The sequence below is a fragment of the Sphingobium sp. AntQ-1 genome (genome assembly GCF_028538045.1).
In the GTDB taxonomy this organism is placed as follows: domain Bacteria; phylum Pseudomonadota; class Alphaproteobacteria; order Sphingomonadales; family Sphingomonadaceae; genus Sphingobium; species Sphingobium cupriresistens.
The window spans coordinates 3,155,090-3,173,559 of the sequence record NZ_CP117158.1 but is presented as its reverse complement, the minus strand read 5'-3'; the positions used below and the strand labels follow the sequence as shown (position 1 = coordinate 3,173,559).

Genomic DNA, 18,470 nt, shown 5'->3' with positions numbered 1-18,470 from the left:
TGGCCTTCAAAGCCGCTGGCCTTGTCGCGCGGTCCATGGCAAGGGGCCGCCATGACCAAGGAGACGAAAAACCCGACCGGCGCTGGCGCGATCATCGCCTTCCTCATCTTGGCCGGTACGATCGGCGGCGGCCTGCTGGGCCAGCCCAGCATCGGGCTGCTGGCGGGCGCAAGCGCGGGCGTGCTGATCGCCGTCCTGCTGTGGCTGCGCGAACGCGGCAAATAAGCCGCACACGCCGCCTTGCCCGCCGCCCTGCGTCCGCATAGATGTGAGCGCATGAAGAAGCATATCATCGCCCTCGCCCTCATCGCGCTCCTGATCGCGGGCGGCATTTTCCTTTATCTCGCCCAGGGCAACACGGCGCAACTCCCGCCGGGCGCGGATACCGGGCGCGAGCCGCTGTTCACTACCCCGCGCAACGAAATGATTCCGACGGTCAATATCGCCGAGGTGAAGCCGTGGACCGGCGATGAAAAGCCCGTCGCGGCCAAGGGACTGAACGTGGCGCGCTATGCCGATGGCCTGGCCCATCCGCGCTCGCTGCTGCGCCTGCCCAATGGCGACGTGCTGGTGGCCGAAACCAACAGCCCGCCGCGGCCCAAGAACGGCATCGTCAGCCGGGTGATGAGCTATCTGATGGACAAGGCGGGGGCTGGCGCACCGTCCGCCAATCGCATCACGCTGCTGCGCGACGTCGATGGCGACGGGCGGGCGGAAACCAAGACCGCTTTCCTGACCGGCCTCAACTCCCCTTATGGCATGGCGCTGATCGGCGACACGCTCTATGTAGCGAACACCGACGCGCTGATGGCCTTCCCCTATAAGGAAGGCGATATCAGGATCACCGCCAAGGGGCGCAAGATCATCGACCTGCCCGCGCAGGCGCCCAACCAGCATTGGACCAAGAGCCTGGCCGCCAGCCCCGAAGGGCTGCTCTATGTCGGCGTCGGCTCCAACAGCAATGTCGCCGACAATGGGCTGGAAGTGGAAAAGGGCCGCGCCCTCGTGCTCGAAGTCAATCCCAAGACCGGCTATAAGCGCATATTCGCATCGGGCCTGCGCAACCCCGTGGGCCTTGCCTTCGAACCCAAGAGCGGCGCGCTGTGGGGCGTGGTCAACGAACGCGACATGCTGGGCGGCGACCTCGTCCCCGACTATCTGACGCGGGTGGAGTTCGGCGCTTTCTACGGCTGGCCATGGAATTACTGGGGCGGTTATGAAGATCGCCGCGTCCAGCCGCAGCGACCGGAAATCCGCGAATATACCCACCGGCCCGACTATGCGCTGGGCAACCATGTCGCGCCGCTGGGCCTGACCTTCGCCGACAAGCTGCAACTGGGCGCGCCCTATACCGACGGCGCGATCGTGGGCCTGCACGGCAGTTGGAACCGCAAACCGGCCGCCGGTTACAAGGTCGTCTATGTCGGCTTTGCCGATGGCGAAGCGGGCAAGGCCAAGCCGGTGGACCTGCTGACCGGCTTCCTGGACAAGGATGGCGCCGCGCATGGTCGGCCGGTCGACGTCACCGCCGACGCCAAGGGCGCGCTGCTGGTCAGCGACGATGTCGGGGGCGTGGTGTGGCGGGTGACGAAGGCGCAGTGATGGCAATCATCCGTTCGCTTCGAGCGAACGGATGCAGGCTTTACACACTCAGCCCGTTGCGCCCGGCCAGGTCGACCACATATTGCCAGGCGACACGGCCCGACCGGCTGCCGCGCTGGGTCGCCCACTGGATCGCCTCCAGCGGATCGAACGCCAAGCCCAGCTTGGCCGCATAGCCGCCCACGATCGCAACATAGGCGTCCTGATCCAGCGCATGGAAGCCGAGGCTGAGGCCGAAGCGGTCGGACAGCGCCATCTTGTCGTCCACCACATCGCGCGGATTGATGGGATCGTCCTGTTCGGACAGGTGGCGCGGCACAATATGGCGGCGGTTCGACGTCACATAGAGGCGGACATTGGCGGGCCGCGCCGCCGTGCCCCCCTGCAACAGCGACCGCAGCGCCCGCGCGTCGCCCACGCCCTGTTCCTCGAACCCCAGATCGTCGAGGAACAGGATGAAGGGGCGCGTCGTGCCGCGCAGCAGGGCAAAGAGCGCGGGCAGGCTCGCCAGTTCATCGATTGCGCATTGCATCAGGGCGATGTCCTGCCCTTCCGCCTGCAACAGGCCGACGACGGACGCTACGGCCGCCGATTTGCCGGTCCCGCGCGCGCCCCACAGCAGCACGTCATGCGCGGCATGGCCGGCCGCATGGCGGCGGCTATTGTCCAGCAGCGCGCCCTTCTGCGCATCGATCCCGGTCAGCAGCGCATAGTCCACCGGCGCGAATGCCTCCACCGCATGGATCGCCCGCCCGTCCCAGACATAGGCGGGGAAAGCGGCGAGATCGGCGCACGAGGGAGGCGGCGGCGCGAGCCGTTCCAGCGCTTCGGCGATACGGATAAGGAGGGCGTCGGTCATGGTCGCGGCTTAACCGCCGATCCGCGCGGCTGCAAGCGCCCTGCTCCTCCCTGCGCGTCGATGTCATTTCCCTGACGCAATGGCCTTTTACTTGCCTAATTCGGGGTCTATATCGCGGGGGTCGTGACTATCGCTCATCCATCATTTTCGACGAAATCCTGCCGCTATGGCGCCGAAGCCCTGCGCGAGGCGGCCTTGCTGATCCGTGCGGGCGAGCCGGTGGCGGTGCCTACCGAGACGGTCTATGGCCTGGCCGCCGACGCCACCGACAGCAATGCCGTCGCCGCCATCTACAGCGCCAAGGGGCGGCCCAGCTTCAATCCGCTGATCGTCCATGTCGCCGACCGCGCCATGGCGGAGCGGCTGGCCGATTTCTCGGCCGTGGCGGGTCTGCTCGCCGACCATTTCTGGCCAGGCCCGCTGACATTGGTGTTGCCGGTGCGCAGCGACAGCGGCCTGTCGCCGCTGGTGACGGCGGGGCTGCCGACCGTCGCGCTGCGCCTGCCCGCTCATCCGGCGATGCGCGCGCTGATCCGGGAAAGCGGCTGCCCGCTCGCCGCCCCCTCCGCCAATCGCAGCGGATCGATCAGCCCGACCTGCGCCGAACATGTGCTGGCCAGCCTGGGCGGCAAGATCCGCATGATATTGGACGAGGGGCCGACCAGCGAGGGACTGGAATCCACCATCGCCGCGCCCGCAGAGGATCGCGTCCGCCTGCTGCGCCCCGGCCCCGTCACCGCCGCCATGCTGGAGCAAGCGACCGGACTGCCGGTGATGATGACCGATGATGGGAAGATCGAGGCGCCCGGCCAGCTGGAAAGCCATTATGCGCCGTCAAAGCCGGTGCGACTGAATGCGCTGCGGGCGGAAAAGGACGAATATCTGATCGGCTTCGGGCTGATGCCCTGCCATATCAACCTCAGTCAGGAGGCGGACCTGCGCGAGGCCGCGGCCCATTTGTTCGCCGCCCTGCACGTCGCCGACGCCAGCGCCGCCGCCCGCATCGCCGTGGCGCCCATCCCGAACGAGGGCATCGGCGCGGCGATCAACGACCGGCTGCGGCGAGCCGCGGCTTGATCGGGATTAGTTGGTCGCGACAGAAAGCAGACGTTGAGCAGACGGGCTTTATGATCGGCAAGCGGATGACCCACTACCGTCACCCCAGCGAAGGCTGGAGTCTCAGGCGACAGTGCGATGCGGTTGAGTATGTGCCAAGCCGGACCGCCGCTTGCCCCCGCACGAGACCCCAGCCTTCGCTGGGGTGACGGGATTTTTACGTTGCCTGTCGCGTGAAGTCTCGCACAAAGTAGACAGTACGCTCTCCACCCAAACCAGACATACGCTCCGCCCCGGTCAAACGCCTGGCATTCCCGTTCAACCCAGCCTCACCCGCAATTGTCATAACCCGCGTCGCGGCACTGTCTGCGCCGCTCCTTGTTCGCCTTCTTGCGCTCCTTGCCCTCGCGCGCTTCCTGCTTGCGCATCTTGCGGCCATAATTGCGGTCGGCTTCATCCTGACTGGTGGTAGACCAGTCCACGATCTGCGATCCGGCGCGCACCGGCGCGGTCACGACGCTCGCCACCGTGCGCACGCAACCCGGCAGCGCCAACAGCAATAAGGGCGTCGCCAGCAATACCCATTTTTTCATCGTCCATTCCCGACTTGTCGTTCGCGCCTCCCTAACACGGGCGACATGAACAGCCCACTAAGAACGGCGCGAAAAGCGACGGGCCGTAGCGACGGCTCAGCCCTCGATCCGGGCCGCGAAGCCCTTGCGCAGCTTGGCGAGCTTGGGCGGGATCACCGCCATGCAATAGGGGTTCCGGTCGCCGACCCGGTCCCAATATTTCTGGTGATAATCCTCGGCGGGATACCAGGGCGCGTCGGGCTCGATCGTCGTGACGATCGGATCGGCCTGGTCCGCCTGCGCTCGTTCGATGCCCGCGCGCGCCTGCGCTTCCTGCTCCGCCGAATGGGGAAATATCGCCGACCGATATTGGGTGCCGACATCATTGCCCTGCCGGTTCAGGGTTGTGGGATTATGGGTCGCGAAGAAGATGTCGAGCAGGTCGGCATAGCTGATGATCGCCGGATCATAGGTGATGCGGATCGCTTCGGCATGGCCGGTCGCGCCCGAACAGACCTGTTCATATGTCGGATCGGGCAACGCGCCGCCGATATAGCCGCTTTCCACGCCCTCGACGCCCTTGAGATTCTGGTAGACCGCTTCGGTGCACCAGAAGCAGCCACCGGCCAGCGTCGCGATTTCCTGCGCCATGTTCATTCCTTATCCATGTTCGACGCCACAGATAAGCATTCTCACGCCGCGGTTCCAGCCTCCGCCCGCGCCGCGTCCGCCTTGGCGCGCTCTTCGGCCACCAGTTCCTTGCGCGACAGCTTGCCCACCAGCGTCTTGGGCAGGTTCAGCCGCACCTCGACCGCGCAGACCCGCTCATGCTTGCCCAGTTGCGGATTGAGCCAGTCCATGAGCGCCCCGCCGTCCATCTCCGCGCCTTCGTTCAGGGTCACGAACGCCTTGGGCTGCTCACCGCGATAATGGTCGGGTATGCCGATCACCAGCGCCTCCTTGACCGCAGGATGGTGATACAGGACCGATTCCACCTGGCTTGGAAACACCTTGAAGCCGCCGACCGCGATCATGTCCTTCAACCGGTCTACGATCTTCACATAGCCGTCCTCGTCGACCAGGCCGACATCGCCGGTGCGGACATAGTCGCCGACGAACACTTCGGCATCGGCGTCCGGCCGGTTCCAATAGCCCTTCATGATCTGCGGCCCGGCAAAGAGCAGTTCGCCCGGTTCGCCTTCGGCCGGCGGGCGGGTCGGGTCTTCACGATCGACCAGCTTCACCCGCGTCCCTGGCACCGGCTGACCCACCGTCCCGCTCTTGTTCAACCCCTCATAGGGATTGGTGCAGACGATCGGACTGGTTTCGGTCAGGCCATAGCCTTCGATCAGTTTGGCGCCGGTCGCCGCCTCGAACTTCTGCTTCAACTCCAGCGCCAATGGCGCGCCGCCGGAAATGCAGGCCCGCAGGGAGGAGAAATCGATGTTGCGGATGGCGGGATGGTCCAGCAGCGCCTGGAACATCGTCGGCACGCCGGGCAGCGACGTCGCCTTGACCCGCTGCACAGCCGCCAGCACCTGCGCCGCGTCGAAGCGCGGCAGCATCACCATCTCGCCCCCATTCACCACCGTCCGGTTGAGCGTGCAGGTATTGGCGAAGACATGGAAGAAGGGCAGCACGGCGATGATCCGGTCCGGCTCATTGGCGTGCGGATCGATCGCCTGCGCCTGCCGCGCATTGGCGGTCAGATTCTGATGGGTCAGCATCGCCCCCTTGGGCGTGCCGGTCGTCCCGCCGGTATATTGCAGCAACGCGACGTCGTTGACCGGGTCGATCTCCGGCACGGAACACCCCCCCGCATTGGCGACCAGCCGGTCGTAGCGGATGATGCGCGGATCGTCCGGCAAAGGCGTGGACTCGCTGGCCTTGAACCAACGGAACAGCAGCGATTTGACCGGCGGCAGCATCTCGGCGACCGACCCGACGATCAGCGTCTCCAGCGCGCTATGGTCCAGCACCTGCAGCGCGGTGGGCAGCAGCGCCTTGGCCGACAGGGTGAATAAAATCTTCGTGCCGCTATCTTCGACCTGATGTTCCAGTTCGGCCGCGGTGTAGAGGGGGGAGAAGTTGACGACGATCGCGCCGGCCATCAGCGCGCCATAATAGGCCGCGACATAATGGGGGGTGTTGGGCAGATAGAGGCCGACCCGGTCGCCTTTGCGCACGCCCATGGCCTGCAAGCCGCAGGCGATCCTGCGAATTTGCTCCAGCATCGCGCCATAGCTGAAATGCCGCCCCATGAAATCGATCATCGGCGCGTCGGGGTGGGCCGTTGCGCTGTTCGTGACCATGTCGCCCATCGACAACGGGGGGAATGTCTGGTCCCAGGCCGTGGGATGCTGATAGCGTTCTCGCCAGATTTTTTCTATGCTCTCCATGCCCGAAGTGTATGGGCACCGGGCACTTTACGCAAGCGTCAACCAACGCAAAAAGGGCCACGCGGCGTGAACCGCGCGGCCCTGAAAAATGCTGCGTCGCCGCGACTTGGAGCAAGCCGCCGATGACGCTACGGCATTACACCTCGCCCTTGTTGCTGCTGAACGGATCGAGGATCGTGGCTGTCGCCGAAATCAGGTCCGTCTCGGCCTTCAACGCCTCTTCGGCGCGGCGCACCGTCTCCTGACGCTCCCGCCGCAGTTCCTCGATCAAGGCCTCGCGGTCGCCATCCAGGCGCGAATCGGTCGGCGCCTCGATGCCCAGCTTCTTGGCCGTCTTGGCGACCAGAGCGTCCAGCTCCCGCTGCGAACACAGTCCCAGCGTCACCGGGTCTTTGGGCGTGATGTTGGAGATGTTCCAGTGAGTGCGGTCGCGGATCGCCGCGATGGTGGTGCGGGTGGTGCCGATCAGCTTGCCGATCGCGCCATCGGACACTTCGGGATGATTGCGCAGGATCCAGGCGATGCCGTCCGGCTTGTCCTGACGCTTGCTGACGGGGGTGTAACGCGGCCCCTTGGTGCGGCGGACCGGCTCAGGGCCTTTGAGCATCTTGAGCCGATAGTCGGAATTGCTCTCGCCCTTATGGATTTCCTCCATGGTGATTTCATGGGCGCGCACCGGATCGCGGCCGGTATATTTGATGCTGGCGGTGTCGTCGGCGATCGCCTGCACTTCCAAAATGTGGAGCCCGCAAAATTCCGCGATCTGGTCGAAGCTCAGGGCGCTATTGTCGATCAGCCAGCTGGCGGTCGCGTGAGGCATGAGGGGCTGGGACACGGGGTCTTCTCCGGCGTAAAAACGATAAGGGCCGCCCAAGCAGGGCGGCCACGACGGATCAGAGATAGTCCATGACGGCAGGCTGAGCAAGGAAAAGCGTCAGGCGGCGCTTTCGATCAGCGTGGCCGGGATGGCGTGCAGCCCCGCCAGGAACTCGCGCGCGCTGCGCTCCCAGCTGAAGCTGCGCCCATAGGCGGCGCAGGCGGCGCGATCGCACGGCAATGCGGCGGCGATCGCCTGCCCCAGATCCTCCGACAGCGCCCCGCATTCCGCCGTCACGATATCGACCGGCCCGGTCACCGGATAGGCCGCGACCGGCGTGCCGCAGGCCAGCGCCTCGATCATCACCAGCCCGAACGTGTCGGTGCGGCTGGGGAAGACGAACACATCCGCCCCGGCATAAGCCCCCGCCAGTTCAGCACCGAACATCGGCCCGATGAAGCGGGCCTGCGGATAGGCCCGCGCCAGCGCCGCGCGCGCCGGTCCATCGCCCACCACCACCTTGGTCCCGACATGGTCGGTGGCCAGGAACGCCTCCAAATTCTTTTCCACCGCGACCCGCCCGACATAGAGCATGATCGGGCGCGGCAGATAGGCGTAAAGCGCGGGCGGCGGCGCATCGGGGGTGAAGGCAGCCAGGTCTACGCCCCTGCCCCATGGCCGCACATTGGGCACGCCATGCGTGCGGAGTTGCTCGCGCACGGATCGGGTCGATACCAGCACCGCCTGCGCCGGCCCGTGGAACCAGCGGATATAGCGCCAGAACCAGGCCGCGGGCAGGCCGGTGCGCTGCGCGACATAATCGGGGAAATGGGTGTGATAGGCGGTGGTGAACGGCACCCCGCTGCGCAGACACCAGCGCCGCGCCGCCAGGCACAGCGGGCCTTCGGTCGCCAGATGCACCGCATCGGGCTGGAACGCCGCGATCGCCTGACCCACGACGGTCGATCGCACCAGCGCCAGCCGGATTTCGGGATAGGTCGGGCAAGGAATGGAGCCATAGAGATCGGGCGAGATGACCTCGACCACATGCCCCATCTGCTCCAGTTCGGCCCGGATCGTCTGGAGCGTGCGCACGACGCCATTGACCTGCGGGCTCCAGGCGTCGGTGACGATCGCTATGCGCATGGGGATCAACTCCATCATCCCGTCAAATCCAGCATATTCCCGCGCAGGCGGGAATCCTCAAGCGGCCATTCGCGCCCGGACATCCTGCTCGCCCTGCTCCCGCTTGGCGATCTCGTCGGCCCAGTGCAGCACGTCCATCCGGCCGTCATCATGCTCGACCAGCGCGGTGCAGCCTTCCACCCAGTCGCCGTCATTATAATAGTCGATGCCTTCGATCTCACGCATCTCGGCATTGTGGATATGGCCGCATACCACGCCGTCGACGCCGCGCGCCCCGGCCTCATGCGCCACCACCTCCTCGAAGCGGGAGATGAAGGACACCGCGTTCTTGACCTTGTGCTTGGCCATCTTGCTGAGCGACCAATAGGGCAGCCCCATCTTCTGCCGCACCGCATTGACCACGACGTTGAGCCGCATCAGCGTGGTATAGGCCGCGTCTCCCACGAAGGCGAGCCAGCGATGCGCCAGCATGATCGTGTCGAACTCGTCGCCATGCAGCACCAGCAGCTTCCGCCCGTCGGCGGTGGTGTGGATCGCCTTGCGCCGGATTTCGACGCCGCCAAAGCTCATGCCGGTGAACTGCCGGAACATCTCGTCATGATTGCCGGGGATATAGACGACCCGCGTGCCGCGCTTGGCCCGCTTCATCAGCCGCCACACCACGTCATTATGGCTGGCGGGCCAGTAGAAGCGCTTCTTCAGCCGCCAACCGTCGATGATGTCGCCGACCAGATAGATGGTGTCGCTATCCACATTGTCGAGGAAATCGATCAGCATCGCGGCATTGCAACCGCGCGTGCCGAGGTGGATGTCCGAAATCCAGATGGTGCGATAGCGGCGCCGCTGCCCTTCCCGTTCAGGGATATGGAAGCGGTCGTCCGCGCCCTCTTCCAGCTCGCTCAGGAAGGGCAGGCGCGTGATGGCGTTCATGATACGATCCCCAAAGACCAATGTCCTTGGGAGCGAATCCTTAAGCGCGCAATGTTACAGTTCCGAAGAGAATATGACGGAAATGCTACGGTTTGCGGGGCTTGACCGGAGGAGCGCGCCTCATTTGATTTGTCATGCTGAACTTGCTTCAGCATCCATCGCGCGGCACCAACCTTCCCTCGATTTGGCAAAATGGACCCTGAGCCGAAGGCCAGCGCAGCTAAACAAGTTCAGGGTGACATCTCCCTTTTATCATCCGCAGCATTAGGACGTCGGCTCACGACTTTTGGCTCATCGGGGTCAACATATCCCTTACACTCGCAGGCGGTGCACCACATTTCCCCGTCACCATCCCAGTGATAACCGATGAGATGTCCGCAACGCTTACAGCCTTCGGGTTCGCTAATGACCCCCATCAAACCACCAGCACGATCTTCCCGAAATGCTCGCCCGCATCCATCCGCGCGTGCGCCTTCGCCGCATCCGCCAGCGCGAACTTCTGGTCCATCGCCGGGCGAAGCTTCCCCTCGCCCACGAACGACCACACCGTCCGCATCAGCTCATCCGCGACCAGGCTCTTGAAGCCCACCGACCGCGCCCGCAGCGTCGATCCGGTGATGGTCAACCGCTTACTCATGATCGCCGGGATGAAGATTTCCGCCTTCGGCCCGCCCAGCACCGCTATCGACACATGCCGTCCATCCTCGGCCAGACAGGACAGGTTACGCGGCACATAATCGCCGCCGACCATGTCGAGCACCGCCTGCACCCCCTGCCCGCCGGTGATCGTCTTCACTTCCTCGACATAGTCCTGCGTCTTGTAATTGACCGCATGGTCCGCGCCCCACGCCTTGGCCTGTGCGCATTTCTCGTCCGACCCGCAGGTCACGATCACGCGCACGTCGAACAAGTTGCACAAGCGGATCGCCATCGTGCCGATGCCGCTGGTCCCGCCATGGACCAGCACCGTATCGCCGCCCACCGCATAGGCGCGCTCGAATAAATTGGTCCACACGGTGAACAGCGTTTCAGGCAACGCCGCCGCCTCGGCCAGATCATAATCGTCGGGCAGCGGCAGGCATTGCCCCGCCGGCGCCACCGCATATTCGGCATAGCCGCCGCCCGCCAGCAGCGCGCAGACCTTCTGCCCCACCAGCTTATCCGCGCCGCTGCCGGCCGCCACGATGGTTCCGGCCACCTCCAGCCCCGGAATGTCCGAAGCCCCCGGCGGCGGCGGATATTTGCCCTGCCGTTGCAGCACGTCGGGCCGATTGACGCCCGCAGCGGCCACGCGGATCAGCACCTCGCCCGCGCCCGGCACCGGCACCGGCCGCCGTTCCGGCACCAGCGCTTCCGGCCCGCCCGGCGTGGGAATCGCGATCGCCGTCATTTCGCGCGCTATTGCGTCCACATCCGCCATCTTACTGTCCCCGGTGATTAACCATGTTGCACCGCACCAGAAATCGACGGACGGAGCCAGCGCCCTTATTGACAGAGTGGCCCGCAGGGTCAACATTGGCGTCATGGACTTGGATGACGATCTGCCGAACAAGGGAGATGATCCTCTGGCCCGCCTGCTCAGGCAGGATCTGGGGCCTTTGTCCGTTGCCGAACTGGACGCCCGCATCCGCGCTCTGGAAACGGAAATCGCGCGCGCCAGATCGACAAAAGAAAACGCCGTTAACCATAAGGCAAGTGCCGAGGCGTTATTCAGGCGATGAACCCGCGCCGTGCCCCGTGCGCCGATAAGGGCGCCATTGGGCTTGGGCAGTCAGGCAATTCCGCTGGTCAGGGCCGTGGCCTTGATCCCGCGTCGAGCAATGCCGACATATGGTTCGATACCGCCCCTCTTTGGGGCCAGGAGTAGAACAGACATGCCTTCTTTCGCACCCGCTCTGGAAACCACCCTGCACAATGCGCTGACCCATGCGTCGGAGCGCAAGCATGAATATGCCACGCTGGAGCATCTGCTTCTGGCGCTGATTGATGACGAACATGCGTCAAAGGTGATGCAGGCGTGCGGCGTGGAAATCGGCGAACTGGGCGACGCCGTCACCCAGTATCTCGATACCGAACTCGACAGCCTGAAGGTCGAGGGGTCCAGCGATCCTTCCCCCACCAGCGGTTTCCAGCGCGTGGTTCAACGCGCCATCCTCCATGTCCAGTCGTCCGGCAAGGATGAGGTGACGGGCGCCAATGTGCTCGTCGCGCTCTTCTCCGAACGCGAATCCTATGCCGTCTATTTCCTGCAACAGCAGGATATGAGCCGCCTCGATGCCGTGAGCTTCATCAGCCATGGCGTCGGCAAGGGCACGCCCACGCCCGAGCGTCAGGAGACAAAGGGCGCTTCCGAGGAGGAAAAGAAGGTGCAGGACGGCAAGGCCAAGAAGGACAGCGCCCTCGAACAGTTCACCGTCAACCTCAACGAGAAAGCGGGCCGGGGCAAGGTCGATCCGCTGATCGGCCGCACTGCCGAAGTGGATCGCACGATCCAGATCCTGTGCCGCCGGTCCAAGAACAACCCGCTCTATGTCGGCGATCCGGGCGTGGGAAAGACCGCGATCGCGGAGGGTCTGGCGCGCAAGATCGTCGAGGGCGAAGTGCCCGACGTGCTCAAGGAAGCGGTCATCTACTCGCTCGACATGGGCGCGCTGCTGGCCGGCACCCGCTATCGCGGCGATTTCGAGGAACGATTGAAGGCCGTCGTCACCGAATTGGAAAAGATGCCTCACGCGGTCCTCTTCATCGATGAGATTCACACCGTGATCGGCGCTGGCGCGACCAGTGGCGGCGCGATGGATGCGTCGAACCTGCTGAAACCCGCTCTGTCGGGCGGCACGATCCGCTGCATCGGATCGACCACCTACAAGGAATTCCGCAACCATTTCGAAAAGGATCGTGCGCTGCTGCGGCGCTTCCAGAAGATCGACGTGAACGAACCCACGATCGAGGATACGATCAAGATTCTCGCCGGCCTGCGCACCGCGTTCGAGGAGCATCACCACGTCAAATATACGCCCGACGCGATCAAGGCGGCGGTGGAGTTGTCGGCGCGCTACATCAACGACCGGAAATTGCCCGACAAGGCGATCGACGTAATCGACGAGGTCGGCGCCATGCAGATGCTCGTGGTGCCGTCCAAGCGCAAGAAGACGATCACGCCCAAGGAGATCGAGCAGGTCATCGCGACCATGGCCCGCATCCCGCCCAAGACTGTGTCGTCCGACGACAAGACCGTGCTCAGTTCCCTGACTACGGACTTGAAGCGCGTCGTCTTCGGTCAGGACAAGGCGATCGAGGTGCTGTCCTCCGCGATCAAGCTGTCGCGCGCGGGCCTGCGGGATCCCGACAAGCCGATCGGCAACTATCTTTTCTCCGGTCCCACCGGCGTCGGCAAGACGGAGGTCGCGCGCCAGCTCGCATCGATCATGGGCATCCCGCTCCAGCGTTTCGACATGTCGGAATATATGGAACGCCATTCGGTCAGCCGTCTGATCGGCGCGCCTCCGGGCTATGTCGGCTATGACCAGGGCGGCCTGCTGACCGACGCCGTCGACCAGCAACCGCACAGCGTGCTGCTGCTGGACGAGATCGAAAAGGCGCACCCGGACCTGTTCAACATCCTCTTGCAGGTGATGGATAATGGCCGCCTGACCGATCATCACGGCAAGACCGTCGATTTCCGCAACACCATCCTCATCATGACCACCAATGCCGGTGCGTCGGACATGGCGAAGGAAAGCATCGGTTTCGGCGAATTTACCCGCGAAGATGTGCAGGAGGATGCGGTGAAGAAACTCTTCACCCCCGAATTCCGCAACCGCCTCGATGCGATCGTGCCGTTCGACTATCTGCCGACCGAAGTGGTGGCCCGCGTCATCGACAAGTTCGTGCTGCAACTGGAACTGCAACTGGCCGACCGCGACGTTCACATCACCCTGGATCAGGATGCCAAGGACTGGCTGACCAAGAAGGGCTATGACAAGCTGTACGGCGCCCGTCCGATGGGCCGCCTGATGCAGGAAAAAATCAAGCAGCCGCTGGCCGAGGAACTGTTGTTCGGCAAACTGGTCCATGGCGGCGAGGTCCATGTCCATATGAAGGACGAAGCTTTGGCCTTCCAGATCACCCCTGCGGCGCCCAAAAAGGGCAAGAAGGGCGGGAAGGCCAAGACGACCGAAGGCACGAAATAAGCGCCTTCCAGCAAGATAAAGAAGGGCGGCCCGCAACGGCCGCCCTTTCTATTTGCCCTTCTCCCCACGGGGGAGAAGGATACGCAGCCTTGGCAGCTTGCTGCCTAGGCGAAGTTGGATGAGGGGGAAACACCGCTCGCGTCCGGTCACCGACCAGATCACGCATTTCCTGCGCCATGGTCAGTTCGAACGCCCCTCCCCGGCCGCCTGAATCTCTGCTACAAGCGCCCATCCCAGAAAAAAGGTCGCATCTCTTCCGTAACGATCAAGGAACAGATGTTGTGCGCAAACTCCTGACTTCGCGCCCCGCTCGCGGCGCATTTCTGCTTGCATCTTTCACCCTGCTCGCCGCCCCCGGCTCCAGCCAGCAGGCGTCCGGCCCCATCGCCCGCTACACGATCGACGCTGGCACCCTGTCCGGCATGGCCGCCATGGCCGGTGGTGGAGGCGGCATGGGCGCAGCCATGGGCATGATGATGGGCGGGGGCCGCAACCAGCCGCTCCACGAACTCGTCCTGCGCCTCGGCTCCACCCGCGCGCCCACCAGCGGCGCACCCGCCGCCGATCATTTCCTGCCCGCCGCCGCTGGCCTGGGCGCGTCCGTCCCGCTCGTCACCCCGCGCATCGTGCCCAGCGACGACCAGCCGATCCCCGGCGAGCGCCCCAAGGGCCGCCTGCTCATCTATTGGGGCTGCGGCGCCACGCCCGGCCCCGGCCAGCCCGTTATGATCGACTTCGCCAAGGTGGCCAAGGGCCAGATACCCCCCGGTCTCTATATGACCGGCGCATCTATCCCGCAGGAATGGCAAATCCGCGCCTCGAACAGCAAGACCTATGGCGACTGGCCCAACGGCCAGACCCGTAAGACCGTCCCCGCCAACAGCTCCCTGCTCGGCGACCATCGCATCGCCGGCAATTACAGCCCCGACATCGCCTTCACCCTGAGACAGGATTTCATGCCCGCCATCACCGGCGCCGCCCGGCAGATCGCCGGTGGCGCCACGATTATTAGCTGGAACAGCCTGCCCCAGGCGACCGGCTATTATGCATGGGCCTTCGGCGCGCAGGGCAATGGCGACATGGTCTGGTGGGCGTCTTCCGCCACCCAGGCGTTCGGCGGCCCGGTCTGGGACTGGATGTCGCCCGCCGCCGTGCAAAAGATGATCGCGCAGAAAATCGTCATGCCGCCCAGCCAGACCAGTTGCACCGTCCCCGCCGCGGTCACCCAGGCGGGCGGAGAGATGCTGATGGGCAGCCTCTACGCCTATGGTCCCGAAGCGAACTTCGCCTACCCGCCCCGCCCCGCAGATCCCAAGATCGCCTGGAAGCCGGAATGGATCGCCCGCGTCCGCTATCGCGCCAACACAATGTGGATGCTGAACGGCCCGGACATGGGGGACATGATGAGCCAGGCCGACGACGCGGATGAAGGCGACGAACCCGCGCCCCAGCCGAAGAAAAACAAGTGTCGCGGCGGCTTGGGCGGGATGCTCGGCGGCGCCATGGGTGTGGGCTGCTGATCGAAACGGGGTGGCGCTCGGCCCGTCCGTGCGCCACCCTTGCCGCCTTGCGATTCAGGAGCGCGTCATGACCCAAGAGCTGATTTTCTACACCAACCCCATGTCGCGCGGGCAGATCGCCCGCTGGATGCTGGAGGAGGTCGGCGCGTCCTATGAAACGGTCGTCCTCGATTATGCCGCGTCGATGAAGGCGCCCGACTATCTGGCGGTCAACCCGATGGGCAAGGTGCCGGCCATCGTCCATGGCGGCCGGATCGTCACCGAATGCGCCGCCATCTGCGCCTATCTGGCCGACGCCTTCCCGGCCGCCAACCTCGCCCCGCCCCCGGCCGATCGCCATGCCTATTATCGCTGGCTCTTCTTCGCCGCCGGCCCGGTCGAAGCCGCCGTCACCAACAAGGCGATGGGCTTCGCCCTGCCCGAAGGGCGCGAGCGCACAGCGGGCTATGGCAGGTTCGAAGACACGATCGATGCGCTGGAAACCGCGATATCGGGTGACGCCTGGATCTGCGGTGACCAATTCACCGCCGCCGACGTTTATGTCGGCTCGCAGATCGACTGGGGCATCAGCTTCCAGTCCATCCCTAGTCGCCCCGTTTTCGAAGCCTATGCCGCCCGCCTGCGCGACCGCCCCGCCTATAAGCGGCAGAAAGAAATAGACGGCGCCCTGATCGCCGCGATGCAGAAAGAGGGCTGAGCTACCCCTCCACTCGCTTCGAGCGCAGTCGAGAAGCGGCTGGCGCTTCCCATGCGTTGTTCGACTGCGCTCGAAACGACCGGCCATTGTCTCATCAACGAAAAGGCCCGGCGGATCGCTCCGCCGGGCCTTTTATACGCACAAGTCCGCAAGGATCAGCGACGATCGCCGAACAGGCGCAGCAGGAACATGAACATGTTGATGAAGTCGAGATAGAGGTTCAACGCTCCCATCACCACCGACTTGCCCATCATGTCGGTGCCCGCGACCTGCGCATAAATGCTCTTGATCTTCTGCGTGTCATAGGCGGTCAGACCCGCGAACAGCAGCACGCCGACGCCGCTGATGACCAGGCTCATCGCATTCGATTGCATGAAGATGTTGATCAGGCTCGCCACCAGCAGACCGACCACGCCCATGATCAGGAAGGTGCCGAAACCCGACAGATCCTTCTTGGTGGTGTAGCCCCACAGGCTCAACCCCGCAAAGGCGGCTGCCGTCGCAAAGAACGTCTGCGCGATCGACGTGCCGGTATAGGCCAGGAAGATGTAGGACAACGATACGCCCATCACCGCCGCATAGGCCCAGAACAGGCCCTGCGCCGCCACGGTGGACAGGCGATTAATCCCGAAACTCAGCACCATAACGAACAGCAAAGGCGCGAACATCACGATATATTTCAGGATGCCGGGGCCGGTGAACACGGACGCCGCCATGCCGCTCGATGCGAACAGCAGCGCGACGACGCCCGTCAGCAGCACGCCGCTCGCCATATAAAAATAGACCGACAGCATATAGCTGCGAAGCCCGGCGTCGAACGCCTCGCCGCGCGCAGCGGTGGCGCCGCCAAAGCCCGCAATGTCGGAACGGGGGTCGGACCAGTTGGCCATGAAAATCGTCTCCTTCACCGGCATGTCTTGCCGGTATCCCTATTATCGGCGCATTGGTCGCATGATTCAAGCCAAACCGGCACGAGCGGTGACGGATCGCGTCGATCATCCTATATCGGCCCCATGCACCGCCTGTTCGTCGCCATCCGCCCGCCCGCCGATCAGCGCGCCCACCTCCTGTCCCTGATGGACGGGGTCGATGGCGCACGGTGGCAAAGCGACGATCAACTGCACCTGACGCTGCGCTTCATCGGCGCAGTCGACCGCCACCGCGCCAACGACATCGCCGACGCGCTGGGCGCGATCCGCTTCGCCCCGTTCGACGTCCATCTGACAGGCGTCGGCGCGTTCGACCGCAAGGGCGTGGTCGATACGCTCTGGGCCGGCGTGAAGCCGCGCGATCCGTTGGCCGCGCTGCATCGGAAAATCGACCGCGCCTGCGTGTCCGTCGGCCTGTCGCCCGAAAGCCGCGCCTATCTCCCCCATGTCACCCTTGCCCGCTTCGGCCGATCGGGCGGCCTGATCGACCCCTTCCTGGCCCGCCACGCCGCCCTCAACCGCGCGCCCTTCAGGGTCGATCGCTTCACCCTGTTCGAAAGCCGGCTGGGTCAGCAGGGCGCGATCTATCACGCGATAGCGGACTACCTCGCCAACGGCGCGGCGCGACCGCCGCTGGATTGACGGTCCGCCCATCGCAAAAGCGCCCCGAACCCGAAGGTCCAGAGCGCTTCCTTTGCTCGTATCGCGGAGCCTGAAGTCGTCATGGCTTGACGATGCGGCGTCAACAGCCGGCGTGCGCATGAGTTTACAGCAACACGCCCTGACGCGCTCAACCCGCCGCCAGCACCCCGCACGCCACGCGGCCACCGGCATTGCCGGCCGGATCGCTCTTATTGTCGTCGGCCTGCGCATGAACCACCACCGCCGCGCCATCGGCATCGAGCAGAGGCGTCACCCCCTCGCCGATCATCGCGTCGGCGATATGATATTCGATCGCGCCGGCGCCATCCGGTCCCACCGTCATATTGGGCATGTCGCCCATATGCATTCCGGCGGGATTATCCTTGCCATGCTGGCGCGCAGTCGGGTTCCAGTGGCCGCCGGCGCTGGCGAAGTCTGGCGCGGCGCACTGGCCGGTGGTGTGGATATGCACCGCGTGGATGCCGGGCGTCAGCCCCATCGCCTTGACCACGACATGCAACCCGTCGGCCGCCTGCGTCACCGTCGCCATGCCGCGCGCCGATCCGTCGGCGGCCGCCAGCTTGGCCGAAGCCGTCGGCGCGGCGCTGGCGGTTCCCGTCGTGGTGGCGCAGGCCGACGCGGCGAGGACGATCGGCAAGGCGGTGAGAAGCGGAATAATTTTCATGGATAGCTCCCAGAAAAGGGCAAGATAAGGCGCTAACGCCGCTGGAGCGCTTTTGTTGCCCAACCGCACCAATTTGTCACCGCCCTTCTGACAAGCTTTCGCAAGAAGCTGGATCAGGATCACAACCCGGTTCACTTACATCGCCGAAGCGGTCGTCTGCTTCCATGAACCCATCCTGGCGGGGCAAATGGTGACGTCGGATAGGTCGGGTTGACCGTTGATGGCCGGAACCTGTTCGATGTCGGGGAACTGGCCGCCGGCGGACAATATCGCAAGGTCATGAGCGACGTCGGCTTGACGGCGACAGAACCGATCGGTCGCGCCATCCCCTCGCCGCGCCATGGCGCGGGATCGACGCTTCGGCAACAGCCCCATCATCTCGCCGGCCGGCCCTAGACCACGCGCCGTTCGGCCATGCCACGG

Annotated in this window: 19 protein-coding genes; 9 read left to right on the top strand and 10 right to left on the bottom strand. The window is 64.6% G+C overall.

Going from position 1 to position 18,470, the window contains the following annotated elements; translation table 11 throughout:
- Positions 1 to 51 precede the first annotated feature (51 nt).
- Together sphantq_RS16030 and sphantq_RS16025 are read left to right on the top strand one after the other, a co-directional pair.
- A complete protein-coding gene (locus sphantq_RS16030) occupies positions 52 to 225 on the top strand; it encodes a hypothetical protein (RefSeq protein ID WP_165363646.1) in 174 nt (57 codons plus the stop codon).
- A gap of 51 nt (positions 226 to 276) precedes the next feature.
- Positions 277 to 1,602, top strand: coding sequence for a PQQ-dependent sugar dehydrogenase (locus tag sphantq_RS16025; RefSeq protein WP_066601254.1), 1,326 nt, complete (start codon positions 277 to 279; stop codon positions 1,600 to 1,602).
- A gap of 40 nt (positions 1,603 to 1,642) precedes the next feature.
- Here sphantq_RS16025 and sphantq_RS16020 read toward each other — a convergent pair whose 3' ends face one another.
- On the bottom strand, positions 1,643 to 2,461 hold the full coding sequence (locus tag sphantq_RS16020) for an ATP-binding protein (RefSeq protein ID WP_272798976.1): 819 nt from the start codon (positions 2,459 to 2,461) through the stop codon (positions 1,643 to 1,645).
- Between the two features lie 123 nt (positions 2,462 to 2,584).
- On the opposite strand from sphantq_RS16020, the gene sphantq_RS16015 reads away from it, so the two are divergent.
- Entirely contained in the window at positions 2,585 to 3,538 is a 954-nt protein-coding gene (locus sphantq_RS16015) for an L-threonylcarbamoyladenylate synthase (RefSeq protein ID WP_272798975.1), read from the top strand.
- A gap of 308 nt (positions 3,539 to 3,846) precedes the next feature.
- Here sphantq_RS16015 and sphantq_RS16010 read toward each other — a convergent pair whose 3' ends face one another.
- From sphantq_RS16010 to sphantq_RS15980, 7 genes are all read right to left on the bottom strand, one after another.
- Positions 3,847 to 4,110, bottom strand: a complete 264-nt coding sequence (locus tag sphantq_RS16010; protein ID WP_272798974.1) for a hypothetical protein — start codon at positions 4,108 to 4,110, stop codon at positions 3,847 to 3,849.
- Positions 4,111 to 4,206: 96 nt separating this feature from the next.
- Positions 4,207 to 4,740, bottom strand: a complete 534-nt coding sequence (msrA, locus tag sphantq_RS16005) for a peptide-methionine (S)-S-oxide reductase MsrA (protein WP_066605100.1) — start codon at positions 4,738 to 4,740, stop codon at positions 4,207 to 4,209.
- 41 nt (positions 4,741 to 4,781) lie between these two features.
- A complete protein-coding gene (locus sphantq_RS16000) occupies positions 4,782 to 6,488 on the bottom strand; it encodes a long-chain-fatty-acid--CoA ligase (RefSeq protein ID WP_272798973.1) in 1,707 nt (568 codons plus the stop codon).
- A gap of 136 nt (positions 6,489 to 6,624) precedes the next feature.
- Positions 6,625 to 7,308, bottom strand: a complete 684-nt coding sequence (locus tag sphantq_RS15995) for a DUF1013 domain-containing protein (protein ID WP_066601244.1) — start codon at positions 7,306 to 7,308, stop codon at positions 6,625 to 6,627.
- Between the two features lie 114 nt (positions 7,309 to 7,422).
- A complete protein-coding gene (locus sphantq_RS15990; RefSeq protein ID WP_066605097.1) occupies positions 7,423 to 8,451 on the bottom strand; it encodes a glycosyltransferase family 4 protein in 1,029 nt (342 codons plus the stop codon).
- A gap of 57 nt (positions 8,452 to 8,508) precedes the next feature.
- Complete coding sequence (locus sphantq_RS15985; RefSeq protein WP_129927235.1) at positions 8,509 to 9,381, bottom strand: UDP-2,3-diacylglucosamine diphosphatase; 873 nt, start codon at positions 9,379 to 9,381, stop codon at positions 8,509 to 8,511.
- A 415-nt stretch (positions 9,382 to 9,796) separates the two neighbouring features.
- On the bottom strand, positions 9,797 to 10,801 hold the full coding sequence (locus sphantq_RS15980) for an NAD(P)H-quinone oxidoreductase (protein ID WP_066601232.1): 1,005 nt from the start codon (positions 10,799 to 10,801) through the stop codon (positions 9,797 to 9,799).
- Between the two features lie 103 nt (positions 10,802 to 10,904).
- Between sphantq_RS15980 and sphantq_RS15975 the strand changes: the two genes are divergently transcribed.
- From sphantq_RS15975 to sphantq_RS15960, 4 genes are all read left to right on the top strand, one after another.
- Positions 10,905 to 11,102 (top strand): DUF1192 domain-containing protein, encoded by a 198-nt coding sequence (locus sphantq_RS15975; RefSeq protein ID WP_272798972.1) that lies wholly within the window; start codon positions 10,905 to 10,907, stop codon positions 11,100 to 11,102.
- 153 nt (positions 11,103 to 11,255) lie between these two features.
- Positions 11,256 to 13,574: an ATP-dependent Clp protease ATP-binding subunit ClpA gene (clpA, locus tag sphantq_RS15970; protein WP_066601228.1), complete on the top strand. Its 2,319-nt coding sequence runs from the start codon at positions 11,256 to 11,258 to the stop codon at positions 13,572 to 13,574.
- A 281-nt stretch (positions 13,575 to 13,855) separates the two neighbouring features.
- The gene (locus sphantq_RS15965) at positions 13,856 to 15,094 is read left to right on the top strand and encodes a hypothetical protein (RefSeq protein ID WP_272798971.1); all 1,239 of its coding nucleotides are present in this window, start codon (positions 13,856 to 13,858) and stop codon (positions 15,092 to 15,094) included.
- A 67-nt stretch (positions 15,095 to 15,161) separates the two neighbouring features.
- A complete protein-coding gene (locus sphantq_RS15960) occupies positions 15,162 to 15,791 on the top strand; it encodes a glutathione S-transferase family protein (protein ID WP_272798970.1) in 630 nt (209 codons plus the stop codon).
- Positions 15,792 to 15,946: 155 nt separating this feature from the next.
- Here sphantq_RS15960 and sphantq_RS15955 read toward each other — a convergent pair whose 3' ends face one another.
- Positions 15,947 to 16,681 carry a Bax inhibitor-1/YccA family protein gene (locus sphantq_RS15955; RefSeq protein WP_272798969.1) on the bottom strand — a complete coding sequence of 245 codons (735 nt, stop codon included), beginning with the start codon at positions 16,679 to 16,681 and terminating at the stop codon, positions 15,947 to 15,949.
- Between the two features lie 123 nt (positions 16,682 to 16,804).
- Between sphantq_RS15955 and thpR the strand changes: the two genes are divergently transcribed.
- Positions 16,805 to 17,362: an RNA 2',3'-cyclic phosphodiesterase gene (gene thpR / locus sphantq_RS15950; RefSeq protein WP_272798968.1), complete on the top strand. Its 558-nt coding sequence runs from the start codon at positions 16,805 to 16,807 to the stop codon at positions 17,360 to 17,362.
- Positions 17,363 to 17,510: 148 nt separating this feature from the next.
- Here thpR and sphantq_RS15945 read toward each other — a convergent pair whose 3' ends face one another.
- On the bottom strand, positions 17,511 to 18,047 hold the full coding sequence (locus sphantq_RS15945; RefSeq protein ID WP_129927228.1) for a superoxide dismutase family protein: 537 nt from the start codon (positions 18,045 to 18,047) through the stop codon (positions 17,511 to 17,513).
- Between the two features lie 210 nt (positions 18,048 to 18,257).
- Here sphantq_RS15945 and sphantq_RS15940 point away from each other — a divergent pair, with 210 nt between their 5' ends.
- On the top strand, positions 18,258 to 18,443 hold the full coding sequence (locus sphantq_RS15940; protein ID WP_129927227.1) for a hypothetical protein: 186 nt from the start codon (positions 18,258 to 18,260) through the stop codon (positions 18,441 to 18,443).
- Positions 18,444 to 18,470: the final 27 nt, after the last annotated feature.